Origin of the sequence: Roseibium limicola, assembly GCF_017313085.1 — a bacterium.
Lineage (GTDB): Bacteria > Pseudomonadota > Alphaproteobacteria > Rhizobiales > Stappiaceae > Roseibium > Roseibium limicola.
Genome location: NZ_JAFLNF010000001.1, coordinates 729,414 through 752,955, shown reverse-complemented (window position 1 = coordinate 752,955; position 23,542 = coordinate 729,414). Strand labels below are relative to the sequence as shown.

At 59.3% G+C, this 23,542-nt stretch carries 20 protein-coding genes and 1 pseudogene; 4 read left to right on the top strand and 17 right to left on the bottom strand.

The window, feature by feature from the left end:
- Positions 1–47: 47 nt before the first annotated feature.
- From J0X15_RS20450 to J0X15_RS03240, 13 genes and pseudogenes are all read right to left on the bottom strand, one after another.
- A complete protein-coding gene (locus J0X15_RS20450) occupies positions 48–230 on the bottom strand; it encodes a YegP family protein (RefSeq protein WP_331461874.1) in 183 nt (60 codons plus the stop codon).
- A pseudogene (locus J0X15_RS20445) lies at positions 222–383 on the bottom strand (YegP family protein); the annotation flags it as partial. The pseudogene J0X15_RS20445 and the gene J0X15_RS20450, both read right to left, overlap by 9 nt.
- Positions 384–581: 198 nt before the next feature.
- The gene (locus J0X15_RS03290) at positions 582–734 is read right to left on the bottom strand and encodes a hypothetical protein (protein WP_206938154.1); all 153 of its coding nucleotides are present in this window, start codon (positions 732–734) and stop codon (positions 582–584) included.
- A 125-nt stretch (positions 735–859) separates the two neighbouring features.
- Positions 860–2,008 carry a Gfo/Idh/MocA family protein gene (locus J0X15_RS03285; RefSeq protein WP_206938153.1) on the bottom strand — a complete coding sequence of 383 codons (1,149 nt, stop codon included), beginning with the start codon at positions 2,006–2,008 and terminating at the stop codon, positions 860–862.
- Positions 2,005–3,066 (bottom strand): sugar phosphate isomerase/epimerase family protein, encoded by a 1,062-nt coding sequence (locus J0X15_RS03280; protein WP_206938152.1) that lies wholly within the window; start codon positions 3,064–3,066, stop codon positions 2,005–2,007. The genes J0X15_RS03285 and J0X15_RS03280 overlap by 4 nt, the downstream gene beginning before the upstream one ends.
- A gap of 43 nt (positions 3,067–3,109) precedes the next feature.
- Entirely contained in the window at positions 3,110–4,717 is a 1,608-nt protein-coding gene (locus tag J0X15_RS03275) for a glycoside hydrolase family 43 protein (RefSeq protein WP_206938151.1), read from the bottom strand.
- A complete protein-coding gene (gene mgrA / locus J0X15_RS03270; protein ID WP_206938150.1) occupies positions 4,714–5,760 on the bottom strand; it encodes an L-glyceraldehyde 3-phosphate reductase in 1,047 nt (348 codons plus the stop codon). The genes J0X15_RS03275 and mgrA overlap by 4 nt, the downstream gene beginning before the upstream one ends.
- Before the next feature lie 12 nt (positions 5,761–5,772).
- Positions 5,773–6,894: a Gfo/Idh/MocA family protein gene (locus J0X15_RS03265; RefSeq protein WP_206938149.1), complete on the bottom strand. Its 1,122-nt coding sequence runs from the start codon at positions 6,892–6,894 to the stop codon at positions 5,773–5,775.
- A gap of 12 nt (positions 6,895–6,906) precedes the next feature.
- Positions 6,907–7,653: a sugar phosphate isomerase/epimerase family protein gene (locus tag J0X15_RS03260; protein WP_206938148.1), complete on the bottom strand. Its 747-nt coding sequence runs from the start codon at positions 7,651–7,653 to the stop codon at positions 6,907–6,909.
- 37 nt (positions 7,654–7,690) lie between these two features.
- The gene (locus tag J0X15_RS03255) at positions 7,691–8,779 is read right to left on the bottom strand and encodes an ABC transporter ATP-binding protein (RefSeq protein ID WP_206938146.1); all 1,089 of its coding nucleotides are present in this window, start codon (positions 8,777–8,779) and stop codon (positions 7,691–7,693) included.
- An 11-nt stretch (positions 8,780–8,790) separates the two neighbouring features.
- Entirely contained in the window at positions 8,791–9,672 is an 882-nt protein-coding gene (locus J0X15_RS03250) for a carbohydrate ABC transporter permease (protein WP_206938301.1), read from the bottom strand.
- Positions 9,673–9,769: 97 nt separating this feature from the next.
- Entirely contained in the window at positions 9,770–10,666 is an 897-nt protein-coding gene (locus J0X15_RS03245) for a carbohydrate ABC transporter permease (RefSeq protein WP_206938144.1), read from the bottom strand.
- A gap of 150 nt (positions 10,667–10,816) precedes the next feature.
- Positions 10,817–12,049, bottom strand: a complete 1,233-nt coding sequence (locus J0X15_RS03240) for an ABC transporter substrate-binding protein (RefSeq protein ID WP_206938143.1) — start codon at positions 12,047–12,049, stop codon at positions 10,817–10,819.
- 255 nt (positions 12,050–12,304) lie between these two features.
- On the opposite strand from J0X15_RS03240, the gene J0X15_RS03235 reads away from it, so the two are divergent.
- Positions 12,305–13,345, top strand: coding sequence for a LacI family DNA-binding transcriptional regulator (locus tag J0X15_RS03235; protein ID WP_206938141.1), 1,041 nt, complete (start codon positions 12,305–12,307; stop codon positions 13,343–13,345).
- 10 nt (positions 13,346–13,355) lie between these two features.
- On the opposite strand, the gene J0X15_RS03230 is transcribed toward J0X15_RS03235, so the two are convergent.
- The gene (locus J0X15_RS03230; protein ID WP_206938139.1) at positions 13,356–13,757 is read right to left on the bottom strand and encodes a DUF983 domain-containing protein; all 402 of its coding nucleotides are present in this window, start codon (positions 13,755–13,757) and stop codon (positions 13,356–13,358) included.
- Between the two features lie 201 nt (positions 13,758–13,958).
- Between J0X15_RS03230 and J0X15_RS03225 the strand changes: the two genes are divergently transcribed.
- Positions 13,959–14,588 (top strand): YitT family protein, encoded by a 630-nt coding sequence (locus J0X15_RS03225; protein WP_206938137.1) that lies wholly within the window; start codon positions 13,959–13,961, stop codon positions 14,586–14,588.
- Positions 14,589–14,616: 28 nt separating this feature from the next.
- Here the strand turns inward: J0X15_RS03225 and J0X15_RS03220 are convergent, their stop codons facing one another.
- Genes J0X15_RS03220 through J0X15_RS03210 form a run of 3 tightly spaced genes read right to left on the bottom strand, consistent with a single transcriptional unit; the run spans position 14,617 to position 21,255 of the window.
- Positions 14,617–15,492, bottom strand: coding sequence for a transglutaminase family protein (locus J0X15_RS03220; RefSeq protein WP_206938135.1), 876 nt, complete (start codon positions 15,490–15,492; stop codon positions 14,617–14,619).
- Between the two features lie 9 nt (positions 15,493–15,501).
- Positions 15,502–17,901: a circularly permuted type 2 ATP-grasp protein gene (locus J0X15_RS03215; RefSeq protein ID WP_209015014.1), complete on the bottom strand. Its 2,400-nt coding sequence runs from the start codon at positions 17,899–17,901 to the stop codon at positions 15,502–15,504.
- Between the two features lie 15 nt (positions 17,902–17,916).
- Positions 17,917–21,255 carry a transglutaminase family protein gene (locus J0X15_RS03210; RefSeq protein WP_206938131.1) on the bottom strand — a complete coding sequence of 1,113 codons (3,339 nt, stop codon included), beginning with the start codon at positions 21,253–21,255 and terminating at the stop codon, positions 17,917–17,919.
- 333 nt (positions 21,256–21,588) lie between these two features.
- Here J0X15_RS03210 and menC point away from each other — a divergent pair, with 333 nt between their 5' ends.
- Positions 21,589–22,740 carry an o-succinylbenzoate synthase gene (gene menC / locus J0X15_RS03205; protein ID WP_206938129.1) on the top strand — a complete coding sequence of 384 codons (1,152 nt, stop codon included), beginning with the start codon at positions 21,589–21,591 and terminating at the stop codon, positions 22,738–22,740.
- Entirely contained in the window at positions 22,737–23,477 is a 741-nt protein-coding gene (locus J0X15_RS03200; RefSeq protein WP_206938127.1) for a GNAT family N-acetyltransferase, read from the top strand. Before menC ends, J0X15_RS03200 begins: the two co-directional genes overlap by 4 nt.
- Positions 23,478–23,542 lie beyond the last annotated feature (65 nt).

The window sequence follows — 23,542 nt, the reverse complement described above, 5'->3', positions numbered from 1 at the left end:
TTTGTAAGTTCAAGGCTCTTCCTTATGCGTTGAACCGGGCGGCTGTATCAGGCGATCTGGTCGTCGAGGCTGGCTTCGGGGGCGTTGCGTTTGACGGATTCAATACCGTTGTCGCGGGCGGAGTCGCTGCTGTAGGCTTCGCTTGTGCCGATCGTCTGGCCATTGCTGGCCTTCAGGTTGAACATCGGCTTGCCGGATGAGGTTGCTTTGCGCTCATAGCGTTGATCGATGACAGAATTTTTGCGAATGGATTCAATGCCATTCAAGGCACTGGCTTTGCGCTTGTAGCCTTCGCCAACGAGAATAATCTCGCCGTTGCCGGCTTTCAGGCGAAACCGAAATTCACCCGCTTTGTCCTTGTAAAGTTCAAACTTCCCAGCCATTTCCATAACCTTCCGTCAAAGAATCAAAGTTCTAGCCTATTAGAAACAATCTTCGGCAATTAAGGCAAGGCAGCAAAAAGCCCGCCGGAGGGATCCGGACGGGCTTTTGTGACTTAGGAGGTCAGTTGCTGTGGAGGCTGCATGTTCCTGCTCGGGTGGGCGGGGGCCACCGGGCAAAACATCGCCTTAAGCGGTGGCTCAGCCGTTGGCAGTTTTCCGGCCTGAGGTTGCCGTCATTCCGGCATCTCGTTCCTGGCCATGGAAGGTACCACCGAGCTGGTCGCCAGCGCTCTGCTTGTCGGCCTTCTGGCGGATCTTTTCAGCTTCTTCCTTGACGTCGATCTTGCTCATGTCTTCGTCCTTTCTGTTCGCTGTGTCTGATCTGCAAACCCACTGGGTGGCAGATCGTTCCCAACTTCAGACAGAATGGGGGCAAAGTCAGCCTGAGGAATGCGATCGCGCCCACCAGGTTTGGTTCATGTGACCTGCTCGCCAAGGAGGGCTTTCCATGCAGCATTGTCGCGGGAGGATGCAATACAAGCTGCAATAAATCTCATGCCGTTCAGCCCGTCATCGATGTCTGGCGTATGGCTTTCCAGATCTGGTGTTGCCTGTCCGCGATCTGCCCGGATGATCTGTGCGGCCTCTGCGTAAAGTGTTGCGAAGGCTTCCAGATATCCTTCCGGATGGCCGCCGGGCGCGCGGATGTTGCGGCTTCCTGCCGGGGTCGCCTCGGCGCCGGCTCTGGTCAGAATGCGTGTCGGTTCACCGAATGGGGTGAACCGCATCTGGTTGGGGGCTTCCTGTCCCCATTCGATGCCGGCTTTCTCGCCGAAGATACGCAAGCGCAAGCCGTTTTCATTGCCCGGCGCGACCTGCGAGGACCAGAGCAGTCCCTTGGCGCCATTTTCATAGCGCATCATCACGTGGACGTTGTCATCGACCTGCCGGCCGGGGACAAAACTGTCGAGATCGGCTGCGAGTTCTGTCGCGCTTAGGCCGGAGACGTAAGTGGCGAGGTTGTAGGCGTGGGTGCCGATATCACCAACGCAGCCGCCGGCACCTGAACGTGCCGGATCGGTGCGCCAGTCGGCCTGCTTGTTGTGCAGTTCTTGAGTCAGCCAGTCCTGGACATATTCAACCTGGATGAGGCGAAGTTTGCCGAGGTCGCCGCGAGCGATCATCTCCCTTGCCTGGCGGATCAGCGGATAGGCGGTGTAATTGTGGGTCAGGAAAAAGCGGGCATTGCTGCGGCTGACTGCCGTCGCGATGGCCTCTGCTTCCTGCAGGGTGGAGGCCAGAGGCTTGTCGCAGATCACGTTGATGCCAGCTTCCAGAAAGGCAATTGCCGGGGCCGCATGCATGTGGTTGGGTGTGACGATGGCGACTGCGTCAATGCCATCGGCGCGGGCCGCTTCACGAGCAGCCATATCGATGAAATCGGTATAGGCCCGTTCAGGTGCGATATTGAGCTCACTGGCAGAGGCTCGGGCGCGGACAGGATCGGAGCTCAGGGCGCCGGCAACCAGATCCCAGTGCCCATCAATGCGCGAGGCGATACGGTGAACTGCACCGATAAAGGCGCCTTGACCGCCGCCGACCATTCCCAGTTTCAAAGGTTTCATTGTGCAAGTCCCAGCATTGCGCGCAGCTGCGCCTTGTCCGTTTCTGCTCCGGCAAAATCATCGAATGCCTTGTCGGTGACGTCGATGATGTGGCTTTCGATAAAGGGTGCGCCTTCTGCAGCGCCTTGTTGCGGCGACTTGAGGCAGCACTCCCATTCCAGCACGGCCCAGCTGTCATAGTCATACTGGGCAAGCTTGGAAAAGATGCCGCCGAAGTCGACCTGACCGTCGCCGAGAGAGCGGAACCGGCCGGCCCGTTGGGTCCAGCTCTGATAGCCGGAGTAGACGCCCTGACGGCCATCCGGATTGAACTCCGCATCCTTCACATGAAAGGCGCAGATGCGCTCATGGTAGATGTCGATGAAGGCGAGGTAGTCCATCTGCTGCAGCAGGAAGTGCGACGGATCATAGTTGATCTGGCAGCGGGAGTGGCCGTCAAGCGCCTCCAGGAACATCTCGAAGGTGGCGCCGTCAAAGACGTCCTCACCAGGGTGGATCTCGTAGCCGATGTCGACACCATTGTCTTCATAGACATCGAGGATCGGCTTCCAACGTTTGGCCAGTTCGCCGAAGGCTTCGTCGATAAGACCTGCCGGGCGTTGTGGCCAAGGATAAAGATAGGGGAAGGCAAGGGAACCTGTGAAGCTGACGGAGGTATCAAGGCCAAGACGGCGCGAGGCGATAGCAGCCTTCTTCATCTGGTCGACGGCCCATTCCTGACGCGCCTTGGGATTGCCGTGAACACTGGCAGGGGCGAAGCCGTCGAAGGCAATGTCATAGGCGGGATGCACGGCCACCAGCTGGCCCTGAAGATGGCTCGACAGCTCGGTGATCTCGACGCCGGCTTCAGCGCAGATGCCTTTGATCTCGTCGCAATAGCCATCGCTTTCCGCGGCCTTGTCGAGATCGAAGAAGCGGGCGTCGAAAGTGGGGATCTGGACGCCCCTGTAGCCAAGGCTGGCGGCCCATTCGGCGATGTTCTGCAAGGAGTTGAAGGGGGCTTCATCACCGGCGAATTGCGCCAGAAACAGCGCGGGACCCTTGATCAATCCGGCCATGGGGAACTCCTTTGTCAAACAGTCGGTCAGTAAAGCGCCAGCCTCAAGTGCCTTCGGGCGCATAGGAAAATCGATTGAAGTCGGCGGTCCTGCCAAGGCCGGTCACATCGAAAGCCAGCATGCCGATGAAAGCGCCGGTGAAGGATCCGTGTTCGCCGCGCCCGCCTTCATCGGAAATCACGCTGGCGTCGAGCACCGGACCAAAGGTCTGCCATTGGGCGTTGTCTTGTCGCCAGAAGAACTGTTGGCGCGCATGGTCAACTTCAACGGCAAGGTCGACCGGGCCATCGGCGAGCGCGATCGGCTCAGCCGGGTAGGAAAGCTGGGCATCGGGCCAACTGCCGGGGCAAGACATCAGGGTCAGACAACGTCCCAGTCGGGCATCCCAGCTGACGGCCATGAAATGCAGCTTGTGCCGGTTGTAGTAGGTCGTGAGGCCGGCAGCCTGCTGATAGGTGTCGGGATCAAAGGCTGTCAGCGTGGTTTCGGCGCGGTAGGTCAGGTGTTCCTGGCGACGTGCGACCAGAGATTGCTCAAACCAGCTGCCGAGGCTTTCGCGCCCGATCAATTGAAGGGATGATCCGGTCAACTGAAAGAGCCGATCGGGGTAGGGGGTGCGCAGCCATTGGAATTCCTCGGGCAGTTCTTCACCATCGAAGGTGCGCTCCACGCGTTTTGCGGGGCGGGGGTCTGCATTTCCGGGCGAAGGGACGTCGAGCAGAGGCAAGGATGACCCATGCTCAAGGTAGAGCCAGTCATCGCGCCAGACGCATTTCTGAATGGCCGTTTCGCGACCCAGAGGCGAAAAGCGCCCTCCTTGCGGTCCGTCGATCGGACGTGAACAGAGGTGGGTATGATAGGTCTCACCGGTCGGCGTCTCTATGATCTGGCCATGCCCGGCACGTTGCAGAGGATTGTCCGGCGTGTCTTTGGCTGTGATCAGGTGGGTATCCGGGTGGATCTCGTAAGGTCCGTCGATCCGGCGAGAGCGCGCCATGGTGACCGCATGTCCATAGCCGGTGCCGCCTTCCGCGATGGTGAGATAATACCAGCCGTTGCGCTTCGACAGATGCGGGCCTTCGCTGAGGCCATGGGAGCTGCCTGAGAAGATTTTCGTCGGCTTGCCGATCAGTCCATCCGTTTCCGACCATTCCTGAAGAAGAATGCCATCAAAGGCGGGATGTTTGGGGTGGCCACCGATGGAATTTGAGATGTGGTTCCACTGCAGGACCAGGAACCACTTGCGGCCATCGTCATCATGGAACAGTGACGGGTCAAACCCGTGAGACGAGACATAGATCGGATCGCTCCAGGGACCTTCGATCCCCGGAGCAGTCACGATGTAGTTATGCGCGTCCTTGAAGTTCCCATCCAGCCGCTTGACGTCCGTGTAGACCAGCCAGAAGCGCCCGTCCGCGTGGCTCAGACAGGGCGCCCAGATGCCGCCGCTGTCCGGATTGCCACGCATGTCGAGCTGGCTTGCCCGCGACAGCGGACGGCAGGCCAGATCCCAACTGACCAGATCGCTGGAGCGATGGATCTGAACGCCGGGGAACCACTCGAAGGTGGAGGTGGCGATGAAATACTCATCGCCGGCCCGACAGATCGAGGGATCCGGATTGAAGCCTGGCAGGATGGGGTTGCGGATCATTTGCGCTGTGGGCCTTTGCGTTCCGCCGATGCCGCCCAGAGGTTGATGTCAGCCTCGCGTGTGGTGTCCTCGATCTCTTTCAGTTCTGCTTCGGAGAAGTCGAGGTTGCCGATGGCGCCGACGCAGTCACGCACCTGCTCAGGCCGGCTGGCGCCGATCAGGGCCGTGGTGACACGTTCCTTGCGCAGCACCCAGGCAAGGGCGAGCTGAGCCAGGGTCTGGCCGCGCTTTTCGGCAATGCTGTTCAGTGCACGGATGGTCGCCAGGTTTTCATCGCTGAGAAAGTCCTTGCGCAGGGATTTGCCCTGGGTCGCACGGCTGCCTTCCGGGATCTCCTTCAGGTATTTGCCGGTCAGCATGCCCTGTGCCAGCGGCGAGAAGGCGATGGAACCGACGCCGAGGTCTTCCAAAGTGTCGAGCAGGCCGTCTTCTTCAACCCAGCGGTTGATCATGGAGTAGCTTGGCTGGTGAATAAGGCAGGGCGTGCCCAGCTCATTGAGGATCTTGATCGCTTCGCGCGTGCGCTGCGAGTTGTAAGAGGAGATCCCGACATAGAGCGCGCGTCCGGAGCGAACGATGTGATCCAGGGCCATCATCGTTTCTTCCAGCGGTGTCTCCGGATCAAAGCGGTGGGAATAGAATATATCGACGTAGTCGAGCCCCATCCGCTTCAGAGATTGATCACAGGAGGAGATCAGATATTTGCGGCTTCCCCATTCGCCATACGGACCGGGCCACATTTCGTAGCCGGCCTTGGACGAGATGATCATCTCATCGCGGTAAGGCGCAAAGTCGGTGCGGAGCAGCTCGCCAAAGGCGGTTTCTGCGGAACCGGGTTTCGGGCCGTAGTTGTTGGCCAGATCGAAATGGGTGATGCCCAGATCGAAGGCAGTTCGGGCGATGTCGCGTTTTGTGTCATGGGGCGTGTCATCGCCAAAGTTGTGCCAGAGGCCGAGGGAAATCGCGGGCAGTTTGAGCCCTGATTTCCCACAGCGGCGGTACACCATGTCGTCGTAGCGTGTGGGCGCTGCAGTCCAGGTCATTAAAAACTCCAGTTAGGCCAGAAGCCCTTGTGCGGCCTGCGGGTCCAAGGCCTCGGGCCGGTCGCAGGTGGTCTTGATATCGATGAAGGCGCCTTGCTCACCGGATGCGAGAATCGCTGTCATCACATCGACAACATGCAGAGAGAACTCCAGAGAGCAACGGTGTGGACGATTTTCCAGAATTCCCTGAGCCATGTCTGCCAGCCCTGCCGTACGGTAATTGGCGTGGGTCCGGTCGTTGGCTTTGGAGAAGGGGTGATCCCAGGATCCGTTGATATTGACGAAACTTCCCAGCTCGGTCATGCGAACCTCACCACCGAAGAAGTTCGGGTCTGGCACATGCAATGTGCCGTTGCGACCGTAGAGTTCCATGTTGGAGTGGCCATGCTGCCAGACGTCCCAGCTGGCGCAATAGGTGATCTGAGCGCCGGAGTGGAATTGCAGAACGGCGTGAATGGTCGTGGGTGTTCCAACTGGAATTTTTTCGCCGAAGCGCGGCTGCGAGGTGATCGTGCGTTCGGGCGAACCTTTTGAGCACATGGCGACAACACGCTTCACCGGGCCGAGCAACTGCACCAGATTGGAAACGTAATAGGGGCCGAGGTCAAGGATCGGGCCGCCACCGGGTTGAAAGAAGAAGTCCGGGTTTGGGTGCCACATTTCCATGCCGGGGCTCTGCACGAAGCAGGTGCCGGAGGTGATTTTGCCGACTGCATCGCTGTCGATCAGGTGTCGCGCCAACTGATGTGATCCGCCGAGGAAGGTGTCGGGAGCCGAGCCAACGCGCAGGCCTTTTGCCTTGGCGATACGTGCCAGCTCTTGACCTTCCTCAACGCTCAGGACAAAGGGTTTTTCCGAATAGACGTGCTTCCCGGCTTCGAGAACCTTCTTTGAAACCTCGAAGTGGGCATTGGGTACGGTCAGATTGACGACAATATCGATATCATCTGCCGCCAGCAGTCCTTCGACGGTTTCGGCGCGCAGGGAGAATTCCTCCGCTCGGGCCTTGGCCGCAGCTTCGTTGATGTCGGCGCAGGCGCGCACTTCGATGCCACGAAACAGTGGCGAGAGGCGCATGTAGGCGGCGGAGATGTTGCCGCAGCCGAGAATGCCAATTCCAAGTGTCTTGGTCATGTGGGGGTGTCCTCAGTAGGTGCGGAAAGCTTCGATGGAGCGGGAGGCAAAACGGCCGGCATTGCTGGGCTTGTCGTGTTCCATGACGAAGAGGTCGACGCCAATCGCGCGTAGCGCCCCCATGATGGCCTTCCAGTCCATGATGCCCTGACCGACGTCAGCCCAGCCGTCCTCGTCGGTACATTCCCCCTCTGGGGCGATGTCCTTCACGTGGGCCGTGGTGATGCGATCCTTGTAGCGTTCAATCCATGCAAGCGGATCTTCTCCACCGCGTGCAACCCACGCAACGTCCATTTCCCACTCAAGAGAGGGCGCATCCCGCAAGATGATTTCCATCGGGAAACTGCCGTCGTCGAAGGCCTTGAACTCGAAATCATGGTTGTGCCAACCAAAGCGCAGACCGGCAGCCTTCATTTGGGCGGCAATCGCCTCCAGACGCTTGGCGACTGCGCTCCAGTCTTCCTTGCTGGCAGAGCGTTGCGCCGGTGGAACGGCAGGAACGAAAACCCGGGACATACCGAGCGTCTTGGCGGTGGCGATGACCTTGGCGATGTCCTCCTCGAACTGCTCCATGGGGAAGAAATGCCCCGAAGGCATGGTGAGTCCGTATGTGTTGAGCATGGCGCGGAAGGTGGCCGGATCCTCATAGTTGCCAGCGAAGCCTTCGACCTGGGTGTACCCGAGTTCTGATAGTTGCTTGAGGACACCATCCCAGGGTGTGAACTCGCGGGCGGAATAAAGCTGAAAGGAAATATCCATTCTAGAAATCCTGTTTGTGAGATGGGAGAGGCTGGCGCTACAGCCGTTCTTCCGTTGTCTTGTCGAAAAGGTGAACCCGGGATGGATCGATCCCGAGAAGGATCTGGTCGCCGGGATGCGGTGTGGCCTGGCCGTCGAGACGGACCCAGAGGACCATTTCTCTGGCGAGAACACGGGCGAATGTGTCTGACCCGAGTGGCTCGACCAACTCGATCTCGGCTTCTATCTGCACTGGCGCCTGACTGGCCTCAGGACCGGTCATGACATGCTCAGGACGGACGCCGAGGTAGGCATTGCCGTACGGGGCTGCGGGGTCGACGAAGTCATATCCGGTGAGCGGCAATGAAAGGTCGTTGTTTGAGAAATGCAGACTGTCGCCGCCGCCAACCTGACCATCGAAAAAGTTCATCGACGGAGAGCCGATAAACTTGGCGACATACTTGTTGGCTGGACGATTGTAGATCTCGTGTGGTGACGCCAGCTGGAGGATGTTGCCGCCGCGCATGATGGCGATACGGTCTGCCAGGGTCATGGCCTCGATCTGATCGTGGGTCACATAGATCATCGTGTTCTTGAGCTTTTGATGAAGCTGCTTGATCTCCACACGCAGATCGGCGCGCAGTTTGGCATCGAGATTTGATAGCGGCTCGTCAAAAAGAAAGACGTCGGCATCGCGCACCAACGCTCGGCCAATGGCTGCGCGTTGGCGTTGGCCACCCGACAAGGCTGCTGGCTTGCGGTCGAGCAGTGGCTCGATCTGCAGCACCTTGGCGGTGCGGTCGACGCGGGCCTTGATCTCGTCTTTAGGCAGTCCGGCGTTTTTCAGACCGAAACTCAAATTGCCGGCGACAGTCATTTGCGGGTAGAGCGCGTAGCTCTGGAACACCATGCCGATGCCGCGTTTTGACGGCTCTTCCCAGGTGACGTTTCGCCCGCCGATGAAAATCTGTCCGCCGCTGATATCGAGCAGTCCGGCGATGCAGTTAAGCAGGGTCGACTTGCCGCATCCGGACGAGCCGAGAAGGACGAGAAATTCCCCTTGACCGACTTCCAGGTTGAGGTCCCGCAGGACATTCAGCGCGCCGAAGTTCAAGGACAGTTGGTTGATTGAGATACTCGGTTCCATGGCGTCAGCCCTCAGCCTTTTACTGCTCCGGCGGCGATGCCGCGGACGAAGAGTTTTCCGGAGATGAAGTAGATCGTCAGGGGGACAAGGCCGGTCAGAATGGTGGCGGCCATGTTGACGTTGTATTCCTTCACCCCTTGCGTGGAATTGACGATGTTGTTCAGCTGAACCGTCATCGGATAGAGGTCCGGCTTGGTGTAGATCACGCCAAACAGGAAGTCGTTCCAGATGCCGGTGACCTGCAGGATCATTGCGACCACGAAGATCGGCAGGCTCATCGGCACCATGATGCGGAAGTAGATCGCCCAGAAACCTGCGCCATCGACACGCGCTGCCTTGAACAGTTCCTGCGGTACAGAAGAGAAGTAGTTGCGAAACAGCAGGGTCAGGATCGGCATGCCGAAGACCGAGTGCACCAACACCAAGCCCGTCAGACTCCCGTAAAGACCGACTTCACGGAGCATGATGACAATCGGGTAGATCATCACCTGATAGGGAATGAAGGCGCCGACGATCAGGATGGTGAAGAAGGTTTCTGCCCCCTTGAAGCGCCAGTTGGCGAGGGCATAGCCATTCACCGAGGCAATGGAAATGGACAGGATAACCGATGGGATCAGGATCTTGACGGAGTTCCAGAATCCTCTCGAAAGTCCATCGCAGTTGAGGCCGGTGCAGGCTTCCGACCAAGCCTTGACCCAGGGTTGAAAGGTCACTTCCAGAGGTGGTGAGAAGATGTTGCCCAGTCGGATCTCCGGCATGCCTTTCAGCGAGGTGACGACCATCACGTAGAGTGGTAGCAGGTAGTAGAGCGCCACCAGAGTGAGCGTGCCGTAGATAAAAATATTGCGCCGTGAGAGGATCTTGCCAGGCTTGCGACCTTGAGGCCCTACCATCTCTTCTTGGGCATTGAGTGGCTGCGTTGTGGTGCTTGTCGGGAAAGCTGTCATGCGGCGTGTGTCGAGGTTGACGACAGAAGCATTTTTGATCGGATTACCCACGGCGCTTGCCTCCGAATTCGAGATAGGCCCAGGGCACGACAATGATGATCACCGTCAGCAGCATCATGGTGGAGGCGGCAAAGCCCTGTCCTAGGTTTTGCGACAGGAACATGGCGTCGTAGACGTATTTCGCGGGCACTTCGGAGGAGATGCCTGGCCCGCCACCTGTCTGGGCGATGATCAGGTCGTAGACCTTGATGATACCCGAGGCGATCAGAACGATGGCCGTGATGAAGATGCCACGCATCATGGGGATGACGATGTACAGATAGGTCTTCCACATCGGGATGCCGTCGATGCGTGCGGCTTTCCAGATGTCCTCGTCTATGCCGCGCAGGCCAGCCAGCATCAGACACATGATCAGGCCTGTTTCATGCCAGAGGCCGGCGATCAGAACCCCGTAGATGACAATGTCGGAATTGTAGAGTGGGTCGAAGGCGAAGCTCTCGAAACCCATGCTGCGCACTACGTGCTGCACGCCGAAGTCCGGGTTGAGAATCCACTGCCAGGCCAGGCCCGTCACGATGAAGCTCAACGCGAACGGATAAAGCAGGATTGTCCGAAAGGTATCCTCAAAGCGGATCTTCTGATCGAGCAACGCGGCCAAAACAAAGCCGATGACAAGGGCGAAGATCAACGACAGAACGCCGTAGATTGCCAGGTTTTCAATAGAGATCAGCCACTTGCTGCTGCCCCACAGGCGCTCATACTGGCTGAGGCCGACGAATTTCTCCTTCGGGAGAAGTTTTGAGGACGTGAAGGAATAGACTACCGTCCAGACAGTCCCTCCGACGAAGACGCATAAGGCGGTGGCGATCATCGGGATCGCAGCCACCTTGGCACTCATGTTTCGATGCCACCTTGCGGGGCGGGCCGTGACAGCAACCATACCTCTACCCTGTGATTTCGAGTTCGGGGGTCCCGCGCCTGCCAAAAGGAAGGCGAGCGTTTTCATCCAGGTCGGAACCCGGGGGCAGGACACCAGCTCCCGCCGTCTCCCATGACGGGAGAGGGCGGAAGCTGCAGGAGGATTGGCGGTTTATTCCGCGTCTTCGATGAGAGAAACGAAGCGCGCCTGAGCATCTTCGGCGGTCATCGAGGGCGTGTTGAAGAACTCAACGAAGAGATCATTCACCTGGGTCAGGCTGTCCGCGGACATCAGCTGATCAGGGCTTTGAATGATGTTGCCCTTGGCGAGAATGTCGAGGCCCTTGCGCATGCAGTCATTGGCTGCGTTCAGGTCGACATCGCCGCGAACCGGCAGGGAGCCCTTTTTCAGGTTGAAGGCCACCTGAGTTTCGGCGGACATCATGACCTCGGCCAAGATTCCCTGGGCCTCGGTGATTTCCGCATCGTCAACGGCAGGGAAGTAGAAGGCGTCGCCGCCTGTCTGGATCACTTCGTTGACGCCAAGCCCTGGGAGGCAGGTGTAGTCTTTGCCGGCGACCTGATTGGCCACCTGGAACTCACCCTGTGCCCAATCGCCCATGATCTGACCGGCAGCCTTGCCGGTGATGACCATATTCGTGGCATCGTTCCAGTTCTGGATGTTTGAATCCTGGGACATTTCACGTGCTGTCGCAGCTGCCTGGAAGACTTTCGCAAGTTCCGGGCTGGCGGCAACTTCAGCGTCATGTCCACCGAACACCTGCGTATAGGCTTCCGGGCCAGCGAGGGCGACGAGAAGCACCTGGAATGCAAGTGTTGTCTGCCAGGGCTGTTGTCCCAATGCGAGTGGAACGACGCCAGCTTCTTTCAACTTGGGTGCGGCAGCGGCGTACTCGTCCCAGTTCGTGGGAACTTCCATGCCGTTGTCTGTGAAAACGGCGTTGTTCAACCAGAGCCATTGCTGGGAATGGATGTTGACCGGGACGCAGTAGATCTTGCCGTCGAGGGTGCAGCTGTCGAGCAGGCTGCTCGGACTGACGAGGTCTTTCCAGTGATTTTTCTCGGCAATGTCGCTGAGGTCGCGCATCAGGCCGGCCTCCACCAGCTCTTCTGCCTGGCGGCCATGATTGAACTGGGTGGCGCCCATCGGATCGCCGCCGGTGATGCGGCTGATCATGATCGGACGGGCCGTGCCGCCGGAGCCGGCGATGGCGCCATCGACCCACTTGTTTCCGGTGGCATCAAAGGCTTTGGCGAATTCGGCAACGGCTGCTGCCTCGCCGCCAGATGTCCACCAATGGGTTACTTCCAAATCAGTGGCATAGGCTGCAGTTGCGCCACAAAGGGCTGTCGCTGCGACCAGGGTCATGCGAATTGATTTCATGGTTTCCTCCCTTGTACCGGTTCAACCTTCGGCCATATCGGCACATGAGACTGATCCCGGTCGACGGACCCGGCCTCCACCGGATCCTGTGCCTTCTCCCGGAGATGCCGGGGGAAGTTGTAATCGTTTGCATCGTTAATTTCTTGCGATTAAGTCTGGAGTTATGTAAACGATTACAATCATCATTTGCGCTGATCGTCTTTGTGTCAACCCGGATATTGCGCAAATTATCCTAAAGTAAGATAGGGGGCCGGGTTGGTTCAGAAGTCTGTTAAAATTCAAGATGTTGCTAAGGTGGCTGGGGTGTCGACGGCCACCGTCAGCAGAGCCTTGAGCAACCCGGAGCTGTTGAGTGAGAGCACTCGCGACGCGGTTTTAAGTGCAATTCGTACAACCGGCTACAGGGTAAACAGGGCGGCGCGTTCGCTGCGCCGACAAGAGGCGCGGGCTGTTCTGGTTCTGGTGCCTAATCTCGGCAACCCGTTCTTCTCGGAAATTCTGGCCGGCATGACTGCAGTGCTGGGGGGGGCGGATTACTCCGTCCTGATCACCGACACGAAAGGTTCAGGTGCTGACGAGCGTCAACTGCTGGATTACTTCCGCGATGCTCGGGTCGATGGGATGATTTCGCTGGATGGTGGCCTGGACGATGATGAACTTGAGTTGTTGCGCGGGCAGGCGGGCAATGGCCGAGTGGTCTTTGCCTGCGAGTGGGTGCAAGGGGCCAAGTTGCCATCTGTACGCAGCGACAATCTGGAGGGCGCGCGACTGGCCGTCCAGCATCTGCATGAACTGGGACACCGTAAGATTGCCCATATTACCGGTCCGCAAGACAATGTATTGACCCATGCCCGGCGGGAAGGAATGCTGGAGGAACGGGCGCGTTTGGGTTTGCCTGCGCGGGACGAATGGATTGTGCGTGGCGATTTTTCGCTGGAGTCGGGGCAGGATGCCGGCGCGCGCATTCTGGCTATGGAAGACCGGCCGACTGCCGTGTTCTGTTGTTCCGATCAGGTGGCTTTCGGATTGATATCGGCGCTGCATGCCGGGGGCTTGCGCGTACCGGAAGACATTTCAGTCATCGGATTTGACGACATCGAGCTTTCGGCGTTTTACGTTCCTGCCCTGACCACGATCCGGCAGAACCGCAGGCAGCTCGGTCAGGCTGCGGCCCAACTGTTGCTGGATGGACTTGGCCCGGATGCTGGCTTCCTGAATGAGGCCACGGGGCCAGTGCAGACGATTGATGTGGATCTTGTCGTGCGCGCAAGCACCTCGGCTGTGCCGCACGCCTGAGCTTGCAGGCTTACGGTTCGTCCGGGGTGGCAAGCTTGCCTTCTTCAGCCTTGTAGAAGAACTGGCTGGCGACAAGCCAACCCTTCAGTGGGCGCAGTGGTGGAATGCAGGTCAGAAGCAGGATCGGGAGTGTCGTCACCACATGAACCCAGTAAGGGGCTTGAAAGGCGATTTCCAGCCAGATGGCGAATGCCACGCAGGGCACACAGCCGAAGCAGATGATAAAGAATGCCGGCCCATCTGCGGGATCGGCAAAGCTGTAGTCCAGACCACAAACGTCACAATGGTCGCGTAGGGTCAGAAAGCCATTGAAGAGCTTACCTTCGCCGCACCGCGGGCAGGCGCCCTTCCACCCGGCGCGAATGGGGGAGAGTGGCGGATAGGCGGCGTCGTCCTGATGGCTCTGGCACATGCTGTTTTCCTAAAGCTTCCCCTTTGGGAAGATCCCTGGCGCTCTTGCCGAAACGCAATGAACGGTCCAGGGGATGTTTATTCGCAGAAAGTCTCGCATAGGTCTTGCAGAGGTGACCCAAGCTTTCTACTGGACATAAGCGCGCAGCCCTCTCGTGGGCGATCGGCACGGCAGCTCGTCTCCCACAGAAAGCATAACCACATGTCATCACCAGATCACCTCACCCCAGAAAAAGTAAGCCCGACGCATACTTTGCTCGACAACCTTCAGGGGCAGGTTTTCGGCATTGTGATGACGGCGTTCGGTGTCACGCTGTTGCGGGCTGCGGGGCTGGTGACGGGGCAGACGGCGGGGATGGCGCTGCTGATTTCCTATGCTTCGGGTTACAGCTTTGGCGTCATCTTCTTTCTGATCAACATTCCGTTCTACATCTTCGCCTGGATGCGGATGGGGCCAGGCTTTACCCTACGCTCGCTGATCTCCGCTACGCTGATTTCTATCCTGGCGGACTTTGCCCCGCAGGTCATTTCGTTTGCGGAGCTGAATATCTATGCCGCAGGGCTGCTGGCAGGAGCCACTGCGGGTGTAGGGTTGATCGCGTTGTTCCGCCATGGGGCCAGTGCCGGCGGACTGGGGATCCTGGCGCTTTACATTCAGGACCGGACAGGCTTTCGGGCTGGCTGGGTGCAGCTGTCGGTCGACGTTTGCATCTTCGCGGCCAGTTTTCTTGTTCTGGCGCCGAGCGCCGTTGGCGCGTCACTTTTCGGAGCGCTGGTGCTGAATGTGATTATTGCCTTCAATCACCGCAAGGACTGGTACATCGCTCATTAAGGCCGGGCCCAGACCATTAAATTTACAGTCAGAGCGGCACGACATCGACGGCATGGCTGGTGGTCTGACCACCGGCTGAGCGCAGTACGCCTTTCACAGGCGCGACGTCGGCATAATCGCGGCCGTAGGCGACGACGATGTGGTCCTGTTCTACGATGAGAGCGTTGGTAGGATCATATTCAATCCAGCCAGCCTCGCGACCGCACCAAGCCCGCACCCAGGCGTGCATCGCATCGGCGCCTTCCAGACGCTCGGCACCCTCGGGCGGTTTCGTCCGCAAATAGCCACTGACGTAGCCTGCTGGAATGCCGATGCCGCGCAGACACGCGATCATCATGTGCGAGAAATCCTGGCAGACGCCCTTGCGACGCTGAAAGGCGTCAAGCACCGGTGTGTTGACGTCAGTGGCTCTTGCATCAAACGTCATGTCCTGGTGCAGAGCTTGTCCGACGGAGATGATCGCTTGCTGCGCGCTCATCACGGGTGACACAACCTTGCGGGCATAGGTGGTAAATATCTCATCCAGCGGCACGCGGAGGGACGGACTGAGAAAGTGCAGAGGCTGATTTCCATCCATGGCACGGATCGCTGCCAATTCGTCGGGCAGACGTGCCAGAGGCGGCGAGAAGTCGAGGGTCGGGCCACTTGGGTGTCGCTGTACCCTGGAATTTACCTGATAGATCAAGTGCGAGTGCGGGGTGGTAAAACTGACGTCGCAGCGACGATTCCCGAAAAAGTCGTCAAACTCTGAGCGCTCGTTGGCTGTCGGTTCCAGGGTGAGGCGGCGCGACAGAACCGTTTGAACTTCAGGCAGGGAGCGCGGCTCCAGTCTCAGTGACTGGCGGCCGGAGTGAACCGGTGCAGCATAGTCATACTTGATGGTGAGGGAGATATCGTAAAGCACTTGCCCTCGCTATCGGATGTAAGCGGTGAAGAGACCTTCGGACAGGCTCAGGATCTTGCCGCGCAGGTCTTCCAGCTTCTCGCTGGTTAGGCTGTCCGGCGTCTGAACTGCCAATTGGGCGTATAGCTCCAGTGTTGCCCTGGCGAGCGGTGAAGGCTGGCCGTTGAAGTCCGCCCCCGGCAATGCCTCGACGTGGGACCGCAATTCCTTCAGCTGGTAAAGAATGGAGCGGGGGTTGAAGGTGTCGAGACCCAGCAAGTCCATTACGGGATCGCGGCTAAGGGTTACGGCATAGCGCTGGTTCAACGACAGGGTGCTGTCGCCGACTTCAAGCAGCAGATCCAGCGCGCCGTCGGGTGCTTCTGCATCGGCAAACTCCGACAGCAGACCGCACATGACCTGAGCCCGTTCCAGAGCGCGCCCTATGCTGAGGAAGCGCCATCCAGCAAAGCGGTACATGTTCTCATGCACAAGCCCGGAGAAGCCAGTGATCTTGCGCAGGAGGGCACCCATCACGAGGGTCGCATCCTCGCTGTCGAGGCCGGGCCGGGCGCGTTCTGCCGCAAGCGTGTGGGCAAGATCGTTGAGGGCGAGCCAGCCATCGATCGAGAAGCGATCGCGCACCTTGCTGGCGCTGGCCAGTGCAGAGTTCAGCGTTGCCTGCAATCCCGGTGGGATCGGCTGTTCGAGGTCGAGGCCGAGCTGTGCCAGATGCGCCGCAATGGCGGCAGTCATCGGCGCTTCGGGCTCACCGGTTTCGGCAACTCTTGCGTGGAAAGCCCGCAGCAGTCGCAAGGCACCTTCCGCCCGCTCCACATAGCGGCCAAGCCAGAACAGATTGTCGGCGGCACGTGCCGGCAGCAGACTGGGGCGGCTGCGCACATAGGGGCCGTCCTGCTTGGGAATGAGGGTTTCGCTGTTGGTCGGACTGCCACCAAGGATCCAGACATCGGCAGCCCGCCCGCCTGATTGCATGGCGAGAGCGCTGGCGTCGTCGCTGCCGCCAATGCGTGCGAAACCACCTGACATGACTTCCCAGCCGCTCTCAGTACGAGCAAGGAACACGCGCAAACTCATTGGCCGTGGCACCAGCTTTCCATCGGCATAGGCTGGTGTGGTTGACAGGGTGACCGCTTCCTGGCCGACAAGCGCGTCCTGCTCGGTTTCCAGCCAGGCGCTGAAGTCGGCACGATTGGAGCTGTTCAGATTACCGCCAAGTACGTCGTTGGGACCGATGGTGAACGGCAGCCCGGTGGACAGCGAGCGGCTGATCGTCATCTTCCCGAAGTTGTCGCTGACATAGTTCCGGGTGCGCTGGTCGCCGCACCACCAGGTGGCAATGTTGGGCAGTTTCAGTGGTTCACCGCGCAGATGCCGGCAGATGCGAGGCAAGAAGGCAAGCAAGGCACGGGTTTCGAGAACGCCGGCGCCAAGCGCATTGATCATTGTCAGACCGCCGCCGCGCAGGGCTTCAACCATTCCGGGGGTGCCGATTTGGGATTGTTCGTTCAGTTCCAGCGGATCTGCCCAGTTGGCATCAAGGCGACGCCAAAGCACGCTGATCGGGCGCAGACCGGCAATGGTGCGCACCATCAAGCTGCCGTTGGAGACGACCAGATCTTCCCCGTCCAGCAGCATGAAGCCGAGATAGCGGGCGATGTAGGCATGCTCGAAATATGTGTCATTCATCAGACCGGGGGTGAGAATGGCCACCCGGCTATCGGTTTCGCCTCTCAGGTTCAATAGCGTCTCGCGGAAACGTCGGAAGAAACCAGCGAGACGGTGAACATGGGCCTTGGCGTAAAAATCACTGAAAGTTTTGGCGGTGGCGACCCGGTTTTCCAGCGCAAAGCCTGCACCGGAGGGGGCCTGTGTCCGGTCTCCCAGAACCCACCACTTGCCATCGGGGCCGCGTCCGATTTCGAAAGCGAGGAAGTGGAGATACTTGCCGGTGCGCGGCTGGACGCCGACCATCGGCCGCAGCCATTCTGGGCTTTTGGCGATCAAGCTGGCCGGGAGATGGCCGTCGGCAATCAGCCGGTTCTGTCCATAAAGGTCGGCAACAACCTCTTCCAGCAGGTCGGCGCGTTGTACGAGGCCTTCCGTGATGGTTTGCCAGTCATCTCTGTCGATGAGGAGCGGAATGTGGCTGAGTGGCCAGGCACGCTCGCTGGTGCCTTCTTCCTCATAGTAGCGAAAGTAGACACCTGCGTCGTTCAGGTACTGGCTCCCACGCGCAAAGCGCTGGGCGACCTCGTCGGCCGAAAGGCCGGCGAGGTGTTTCAGAAAAGGTCCCCAGACGGGGCGCACATGGCCGTTTGCATCCAGCAGCTCGTCAGAAGATCCTTTCGCCGGGGTGTAATCGGCCAGAAGCTTGCCGAAGGCGGCGGGATCAATAGCATGGGACACAGGCACGTTCATTTTCTACAGGCCGGGAGGGCGACGCAAATCCAGGGTTGATGGAAACTCGGGATGAGGTTGCTCCGGAACGGGTTGGTATGCTCCTGGACGGTGACCGTGCGGTTCAAACCTGGACAGCAGGCGCGCTTGAGCCTCGTTTCCGTTCACAGGGAATGTGTCATAATTCCGTCCGCCGGGATGCGCAACATGATAAACGCATCCGCCGATCGCCCGTCCCGACCAACGGTCGAATATATCGAGCGTCAGCGGTGCGTCTACGGGGTGGACCGGGTGCATCGCCATGGCTGGCTGCCAAGCCTTGAACCGGATGCCAGCAACGGCGACGCCATTTTCGGCGGTCCGCTGCAGGGGCACAAGACGACCGTTGCAGGCGACTGTATAGCGGCTCGGGTCGGTGGTTGTCAGCTTGACCTGCAATCGCTCGGTTGAACTGTCTGTATAGCGCACGGTGCCGCCGATGGCGCCGGTTTCACCCAGGACATGCCAGGGCTCAAGCGCCTGACGCAGTTCCAGTTGCGTGCCGTTCACTTCCGTTTCGCCGTAGAATGGGAAGCGGAATTCAGCCTGGGCCACGAACCAATCGGGCTGTAGCGGGAAACCGTGTTCCTGCAGATCGCTCAAAATGTCCATGAAGTCGGCCCACAGGAAGTGCGGCAACATGAAACGGTCATGCAGCGTCGTACCCCAGCGCGTGAGATTGCCTTTGAGTGGCGCCTTCCACATGCGGGCGATGATGGCACGGATCAGCAACTGCTGCGCCAGGCTCATACGCGGATCGGGCGGCATCTCGAAGCCACGGAATTCGACCAGTCCAAGACGCCCGGTCGTGCTGTCGGGCGAGTAGAGCTTGTCGATGCAGATTTCCGACCGGTGGGTGTTGCCGGTGACATCCACCAGGAGGTTGCGCAGCAAACGGTCGACCAGCCATGGAAATGGCGTTGGACCGTCTTCCGGCGCATTGATCTGCGCGAGGGCGACTTCCATCTCATAGAGATTGTCGGCTCGACCTTCGTCGACACGCGGAGCCTGGGATGTCGGCCCAATGAACAGGCCGGAGAAGAGATAAGACAAGCTGGGGTGGCGCTGCCAGTAGAGGATCAGGCTGCGCAGTAGATCCGGACGACGCAAGAATGGGCTGTCGAGCGGTGTTTCCCCGCCGACAACGACATGGTTGCCGCCGCCGGTCCCGATGTGCTTGCCGTCGATCATGAACTTCTCGGCCCCGAGACGGGTCTGCCGGGCTTCATCATAGACTGCCTCGGTGGTGGCGACACATTCGTCCCATGAGGCTGCCGGATGAATGTTCACTTCGATGACGCCAGGGTCCGGTGCCACCCGGATGACGTTGATCCGTGGATCCGTCGGGGGGGCATAGCCTTCGATGTGGATCGGTAGATTGAGCTTTTCGGCTGCGGTTTCAGCCGCCGCGAGCAACTCTAGGTAATCTTCGAGAGCTTCAACCGGGGGCATGAACACACACAGGCGCCCATCACGCGCCTCGACTGCCAGTGCAGTGCGCACGGCATCATCGTCATCGCTTTCGCTGGCAAGAACCTGCTCGGAGACGTCCTGCGTTCTGCCGGCTGCCCGGAAGCTGGACGTTGGCTGCTTGCGCTGTGCAGCTTTGCCAACCGGGAAGTCCGGCAAAGGTTCCTTCGGCACAGTCGGGTCGGCCACATTGGTATAGGGATAGCGTGCCGGCGGAACGTGGGGCAGGCTTTCCAGCGGCAGGCGATAGCCGACCGGGCTGTCACCGGGAACTAGGAAGAGGGCCTTGCGGCGAAGCTTCCACTGTTCTGAGCGCCAACGTGGGCCAGACGGCTTCGCCTGGGACTGCCAGCGCTGGACAGGCAGGGCGAAACCGGCAGGCGTGGTCAGGCCACGGTCAAAGACACGTGCGATCCGATGGCGGGCTTCAGCGTCCTCAAGCTTGGAGTTTTCAGGGGTGACGTTCTCTGGAAGCCGCTGTTCCTTCAGCATCCACTCGCCAGGATCTTCATACGCCGGCACGACGAATTCAGGTTCGAGCTCGAGCGTTTCAGCGATGTTGCGCAGCAGGCTCTGCGCCTTTTTCGCATCAGCGCCGGTTTGGCTGCCTTCTTCTGCAACCAAGTCAGGGTTCTTCCAGATCGGCTTGCCGTCGCGGCGCCAATACAGGGAGAACGTCCAGCGCGGCAGAGTTTCTCCCGGGTACCACTTGCCTTGGCCATAATGCAGAAAGCCGCCAGGAGCGAAACGCTTGCGCAGACGGCGGATTAACTGATCGGCCTTGTTCCGCTTGGTCGGACCAACCGCATCGGTGCTCCATTCAGGGCTCTCGAAGTCATCGATCGAGACAAAGGTGGGTTCGCCGCCCATCGTCAGCCGAACGTCTTCTTCCTTCAGGAAGGCGTCGACCTTGTGGCCCAGCGCATTCAGATCGGTCCAAGCCTCTGTGGAAAAGGGCATGGTGATGCGTGGGTGCTCTGCAACGCGCTTGACCTCCATATGGAAGTTGAATTCGACTTCGGCCGGACTGGCCAGGCCAGAGAGCGGCGCGGCATTGCGGAAATGCGGAGTGGCGGACAGCGGGATGTGGCTCTCGCCGGTCAGCAGGCCGGATGTTGGGTCAAGGCCAATCCAGCCCGCGCCAGGCAGATAGACCTCGGCCCAGGCATGCAGATCGGTGAAGTCGTGGTCTGTCCCGGAGGGGCCGTCGAGGGCTTCCAGGTCGGGCTTCAGCTGAATGAGATAACCGGAGACAAAGCGGGCGGCAAAGCCAAGGCGGCGGAGCACCTGAACCAGGAGCCAGCTGGTGTCGCGGCAAGAGCCTTTCTTCAGGCTCAGTGTCTCATCCGGGGTCTGGACACCGGGCTCCATGCGGATGATGTAGTTGATTTGGCTCGACAGAAAAGCATTCAACTCGACGACGAAATCCACCGTTCCGCTGGTGTTTCTGGGGATCGAGTGCATGAAGGCTTCGAAGTCCGGCCCAACTGGCTGTTCTTGCCGGTAAATGTTCAGATCGGCGCGGATGTCTTCGGGATAGTCAAAGGGAAACTCTGCGGCGAAATCCTCGACGAAAAAGTCGAAGGGATTGTAGATCGACATGTCGGCCACCAGGTCGACTTCGATCTTCAGCTCCCGGACGGGTTCGGGAAAAACGAAGCGTGACAGCCAGTTTCCGTAAGGGTCCTGCTGATGATTGACGAAATGCGGTTGTGGTCCGACCTTGAGACTGTGGGAAAGGACTTTCGTCCGACTGTGCGGGGCCGGGCGCAGACGGATGATCTGCGGGCTCAAGGTGACAGGTCGGTCGTATTTGTAATGGGTCAGATGATAGATGCTTGCTTGTATCGACATGGCCCAATCCGGATAGAACTTGTTGCAGACAAGGGTTTCACACTTATTGGTCTGGTACTACGTCTTTTTATCATGGGCTGGGAAGAACGGCGGATTTGCGGCATTGGGGCAACCTTCATCGGGCACAGTAGTCCGCGCGCAAGCACCTGATCGCTTCAGGAAGTGCTAAAGGTCATCCGTTTGTAGACACGCAATAAATATTTTATGCATAGCGCCCACAGACGAGATTTCTGACGATAGGCTCTGCGAACTGGCCGTCTGGGCGAATCCTGTCGGCTGACGACCGTTGTCCGCCACTGGTGTCGCGTGGCAAGAGTTTGCAAAAGGCTGTTGATGTCCGAAGATCCGAATTCCCCGCGCTCAGATCGATCAGTCGGCCTGCTGATTGAGGCTGCCGAACTGCGGATCGTGCGCCTGCCCCTGCTGACCCCCTTTGTCATTTCCACCGGCACGATGACCGAAAAGGTCTTTCCGCTGTTGATCCTGAAGGGGCAAGGCCTGCAAGGGGTTGCCGAAGGGGTAATGGATCCGCTGCCGGATTATTTGGAGGAAACTTTGGCCGGCGCCATCGACTTTCTGGCCAATCTGATCCTGCCGCAGGTGGTGGGAAAGCGATTTGCGTCGCCGGCCGCCTTGCTGGGCGTTCTGGCCCCGTGGCGCGGCAACCGGATGGCGAAGGCCACGCTGGAAATGGCGTTTTGGGATCTCTGGGCAAAAAGCCTGAACCAACCGTTGCAGGCCATGCTCGGCGGCGCAGCAGATGCGGTCGACGTGGGCGTCAGCCTCGGCATTGCCTCCATCGACACCACGCTGGAGCGTGTCGAGCAAGCCGTGGACGAGGGCTACAAACGGGTGAAGCTGAAGGTCAAACGCGGGCACGATGTGGCGCTGGTGAGGGCTGTGCGGGCCGCCTTCCCGGATATCAAGCTGACTGTCGATGCCAACACGGATTACGGGGTGCAGGACCTGGCGATGCTGCAAGCGCTGGATGACTTTCAGCTCGACTATATCGAGCAGCCGCTGGCCTTTGACGACATTCACGATCACGCACAGGTTCAGGCGGTGCTGAAGACCGCCATCTGTCTGGATGAGAGCATTCGCAGCGCGGTCGATGCGCGCAAGGCGCTGGAAGCGCGGGCGGCACGGGTCATCAACATCAAGGTGGGGCGGGTCGGCGGGTATCGGGAGGCGCAGGCCATTCACGATGTCTGCGCAGCCTTCGGTGCGCCGGTCTGGTGTGGCGGCATGCTGGAAAGCGGTGTAGGACGGGCCCATAACATCCATCTGGCGACCTTGCCGAATTTTACCAAGCCGGGCGACACCTCAAGCGCCAGCCGGTATTTCAAGCGGGATCTGGTGCGGGAACCCCTGGACGCGACACAAGGGCGGATGTCGGTCCCTGAAAATGGACCTGGGATCGGAGTGACACTGGATCGCCCCTATTTGGATCAAGTCAGCGATCTTGCAGTGGAGGTGATGGCATGAGTGTTTGCAGCGGAGATTGGCCTTCGGCTGTCGAAATCCGTGAGTTCCAAGGCTTGAAAGAGTTCAAGCAGGCAGAGGACCTTCAGCGGGCAGCGTGGGGGGAAGGCGATATTCCGGACAATGCCGACCTGCTTCTGGCGCTGCAGTCCGAGGGGGGGCTTGTTGCAGGTGCCTTTGAGGATGAGCGGTTGCTGGCCTTTGTTTTTGCGTTCCCGACGAGGGATCCACAGGTACAGCATTCGCATCGGCTGGCGGTGCATCCGAAGGCGCAGGGACGAGGACTGGGCGCAAAGCTCAAGTGGTTTCAGCGGGACTGGTGCCTGGAGCAAGGCATTACCTGCGTACGCTGGACCTACGACCCGATCCGCAGCGTCAACGCCAGTTTGAACATTGCGCGCCTGGGGGCTCAGGCCAATATCTATTACGACGACTATTATGGCGCCATGGAAGGGATCAATGCCGGTGTGCCTTCCGATCGTGTTCTGGCGGACTGGAAGCTCGACAGCGAGAGTGTTGCCGCCAAGGCAAGAGGCGAACAGGTTGATGTCGGCGCCGGAGTAAACGGCGCGCCAGAGCGGGTGCGTATTCCCGGTGACTTTTCGTCGCTGGCGAGTGGCGATCTGAATGAAGCTCTGGCTGAACGCATCAGAGTGCGCGAGAGCTTGCGTGCGGCGTTTACGCGCGGTTTACGCATTGTTGACTTTGACCGGGATGAGACCTGCTATCTGCTAGGGTGAGCGCAGTTTCGTCACCGTGTGAGGCTTTTATGGGCTTTTCAAGGCTCTGTCCGCGCACTAGCCTT

Excerpts from the sequence above, each read along its gene's own strand:
- J0X15_RS03280 (WP_206938152.1), bottom strand. The coding sequence starts at position 3,066 with ATGGCCGGATTGATCAAGGGTCCCGCGCTGTTTCTGGCGCAATTCGCC.
- J0X15_RS03250 (WP_206938301.1), bottom strand. The coding sequence starts at position 9,672 with ATGGTAGGGCCTCAAGGTCGCAAGCCTGGCAAGATCCTCTCACGGCGC.
- J0X15_RS03225 (WP_206938137.1), top strand. The coding sequence starts at position 13,959 with ATGTCATCACCAGATCACCTCACCCCAGAAAAAGTAAGCCCGACGCAT.
- J0X15_RS03200 (WP_206938127.1), top strand. The coding sequence starts at position 22,737 with ATGAGTGTTTGCAGCGGAGATTGGCCTTCGGCTGTCGAAATCCGTGAG.
- J0X15_RS03240 (WP_206938143.1), bottom strand. The coding sequence starts at position 12,049 with ATGAAATCAATTCGCATGACCCTGGTCGCAGCGACAGCCCTTTGTGGC.
- J0X15_RS03210 (WP_206938131.1), bottom strand. The coding sequence starts at position 21,255 with ATGTCGATACAAGCAAGCATCTATCATCTGACCCATTACAAATACGAC.
- J0X15_RS03245 (WP_206938144.1), bottom strand. The coding sequence starts at position 10,666 with ATGGTTGCTGTCACGGCCCGCCCCGCAAGGTGGCATCGAAACATGAGT.
- mgrA (WP_206938150.1), bottom strand. The coding sequence starts at position 5,760 with ATGACCTGGACTGCAGCGCCCACACGCTACGACGACATGGTGTACCGC.
- J0X15_RS03230 (WP_206938139.1), bottom strand. The coding sequence starts at position 13,757 with ATGTGCCAGAGCCATCAGGACGACGCCGCCTATCCGCCACTCTCCCCC.
- J0X15_RS03290 (WP_206938154.1), bottom strand. The coding sequence starts at position 734 with ATGAGCAAGATCGACGTCAAGGAAGAAGCTGAAAAGATCCGCCAGAAG.
- menC (WP_206938129.1), top strand. The coding sequence starts at position 21,589 with ATGTCCGAAGATCCGAATTCCCCGCGCTCAGATCGATCAGTCGGCCTG.
- J0X15_RS03265 (WP_206938149.1), bottom strand. The coding sequence starts at position 6,894 with ATGACCAAGACACTTGGAATTGGCATTCTCGGCTGCGGCAACATCTCC.
- J0X15_RS03275 (WP_206938151.1), bottom strand. The coding sequence starts at position 4,717 with ATGATCCGCAACCCCATCCTGCCAGGCTTCAATCCGGATCCCTCGATC.
- J0X15_RS03255 (WP_206938146.1), bottom strand. The coding sequence starts at position 8,779 with ATGGAACCGAGTATCTCAATCAACCAACTGTCCTTGAACTTCGGCGCG.
- J0X15_RS03260 (WP_206938148.1), bottom strand. The coding sequence starts at position 7,653 with ATGGATATTTCCTTTCAGCTTTATTCCGCCCGCGAGTTCACACCCTGG.
- J0X15_RS03285 (WP_206938153.1), bottom strand. The coding sequence starts at position 2,008 with ATGAAACCTTTGAAACTGGGAATGGTCGGCGGCGGTCAAGGCGCCTTT.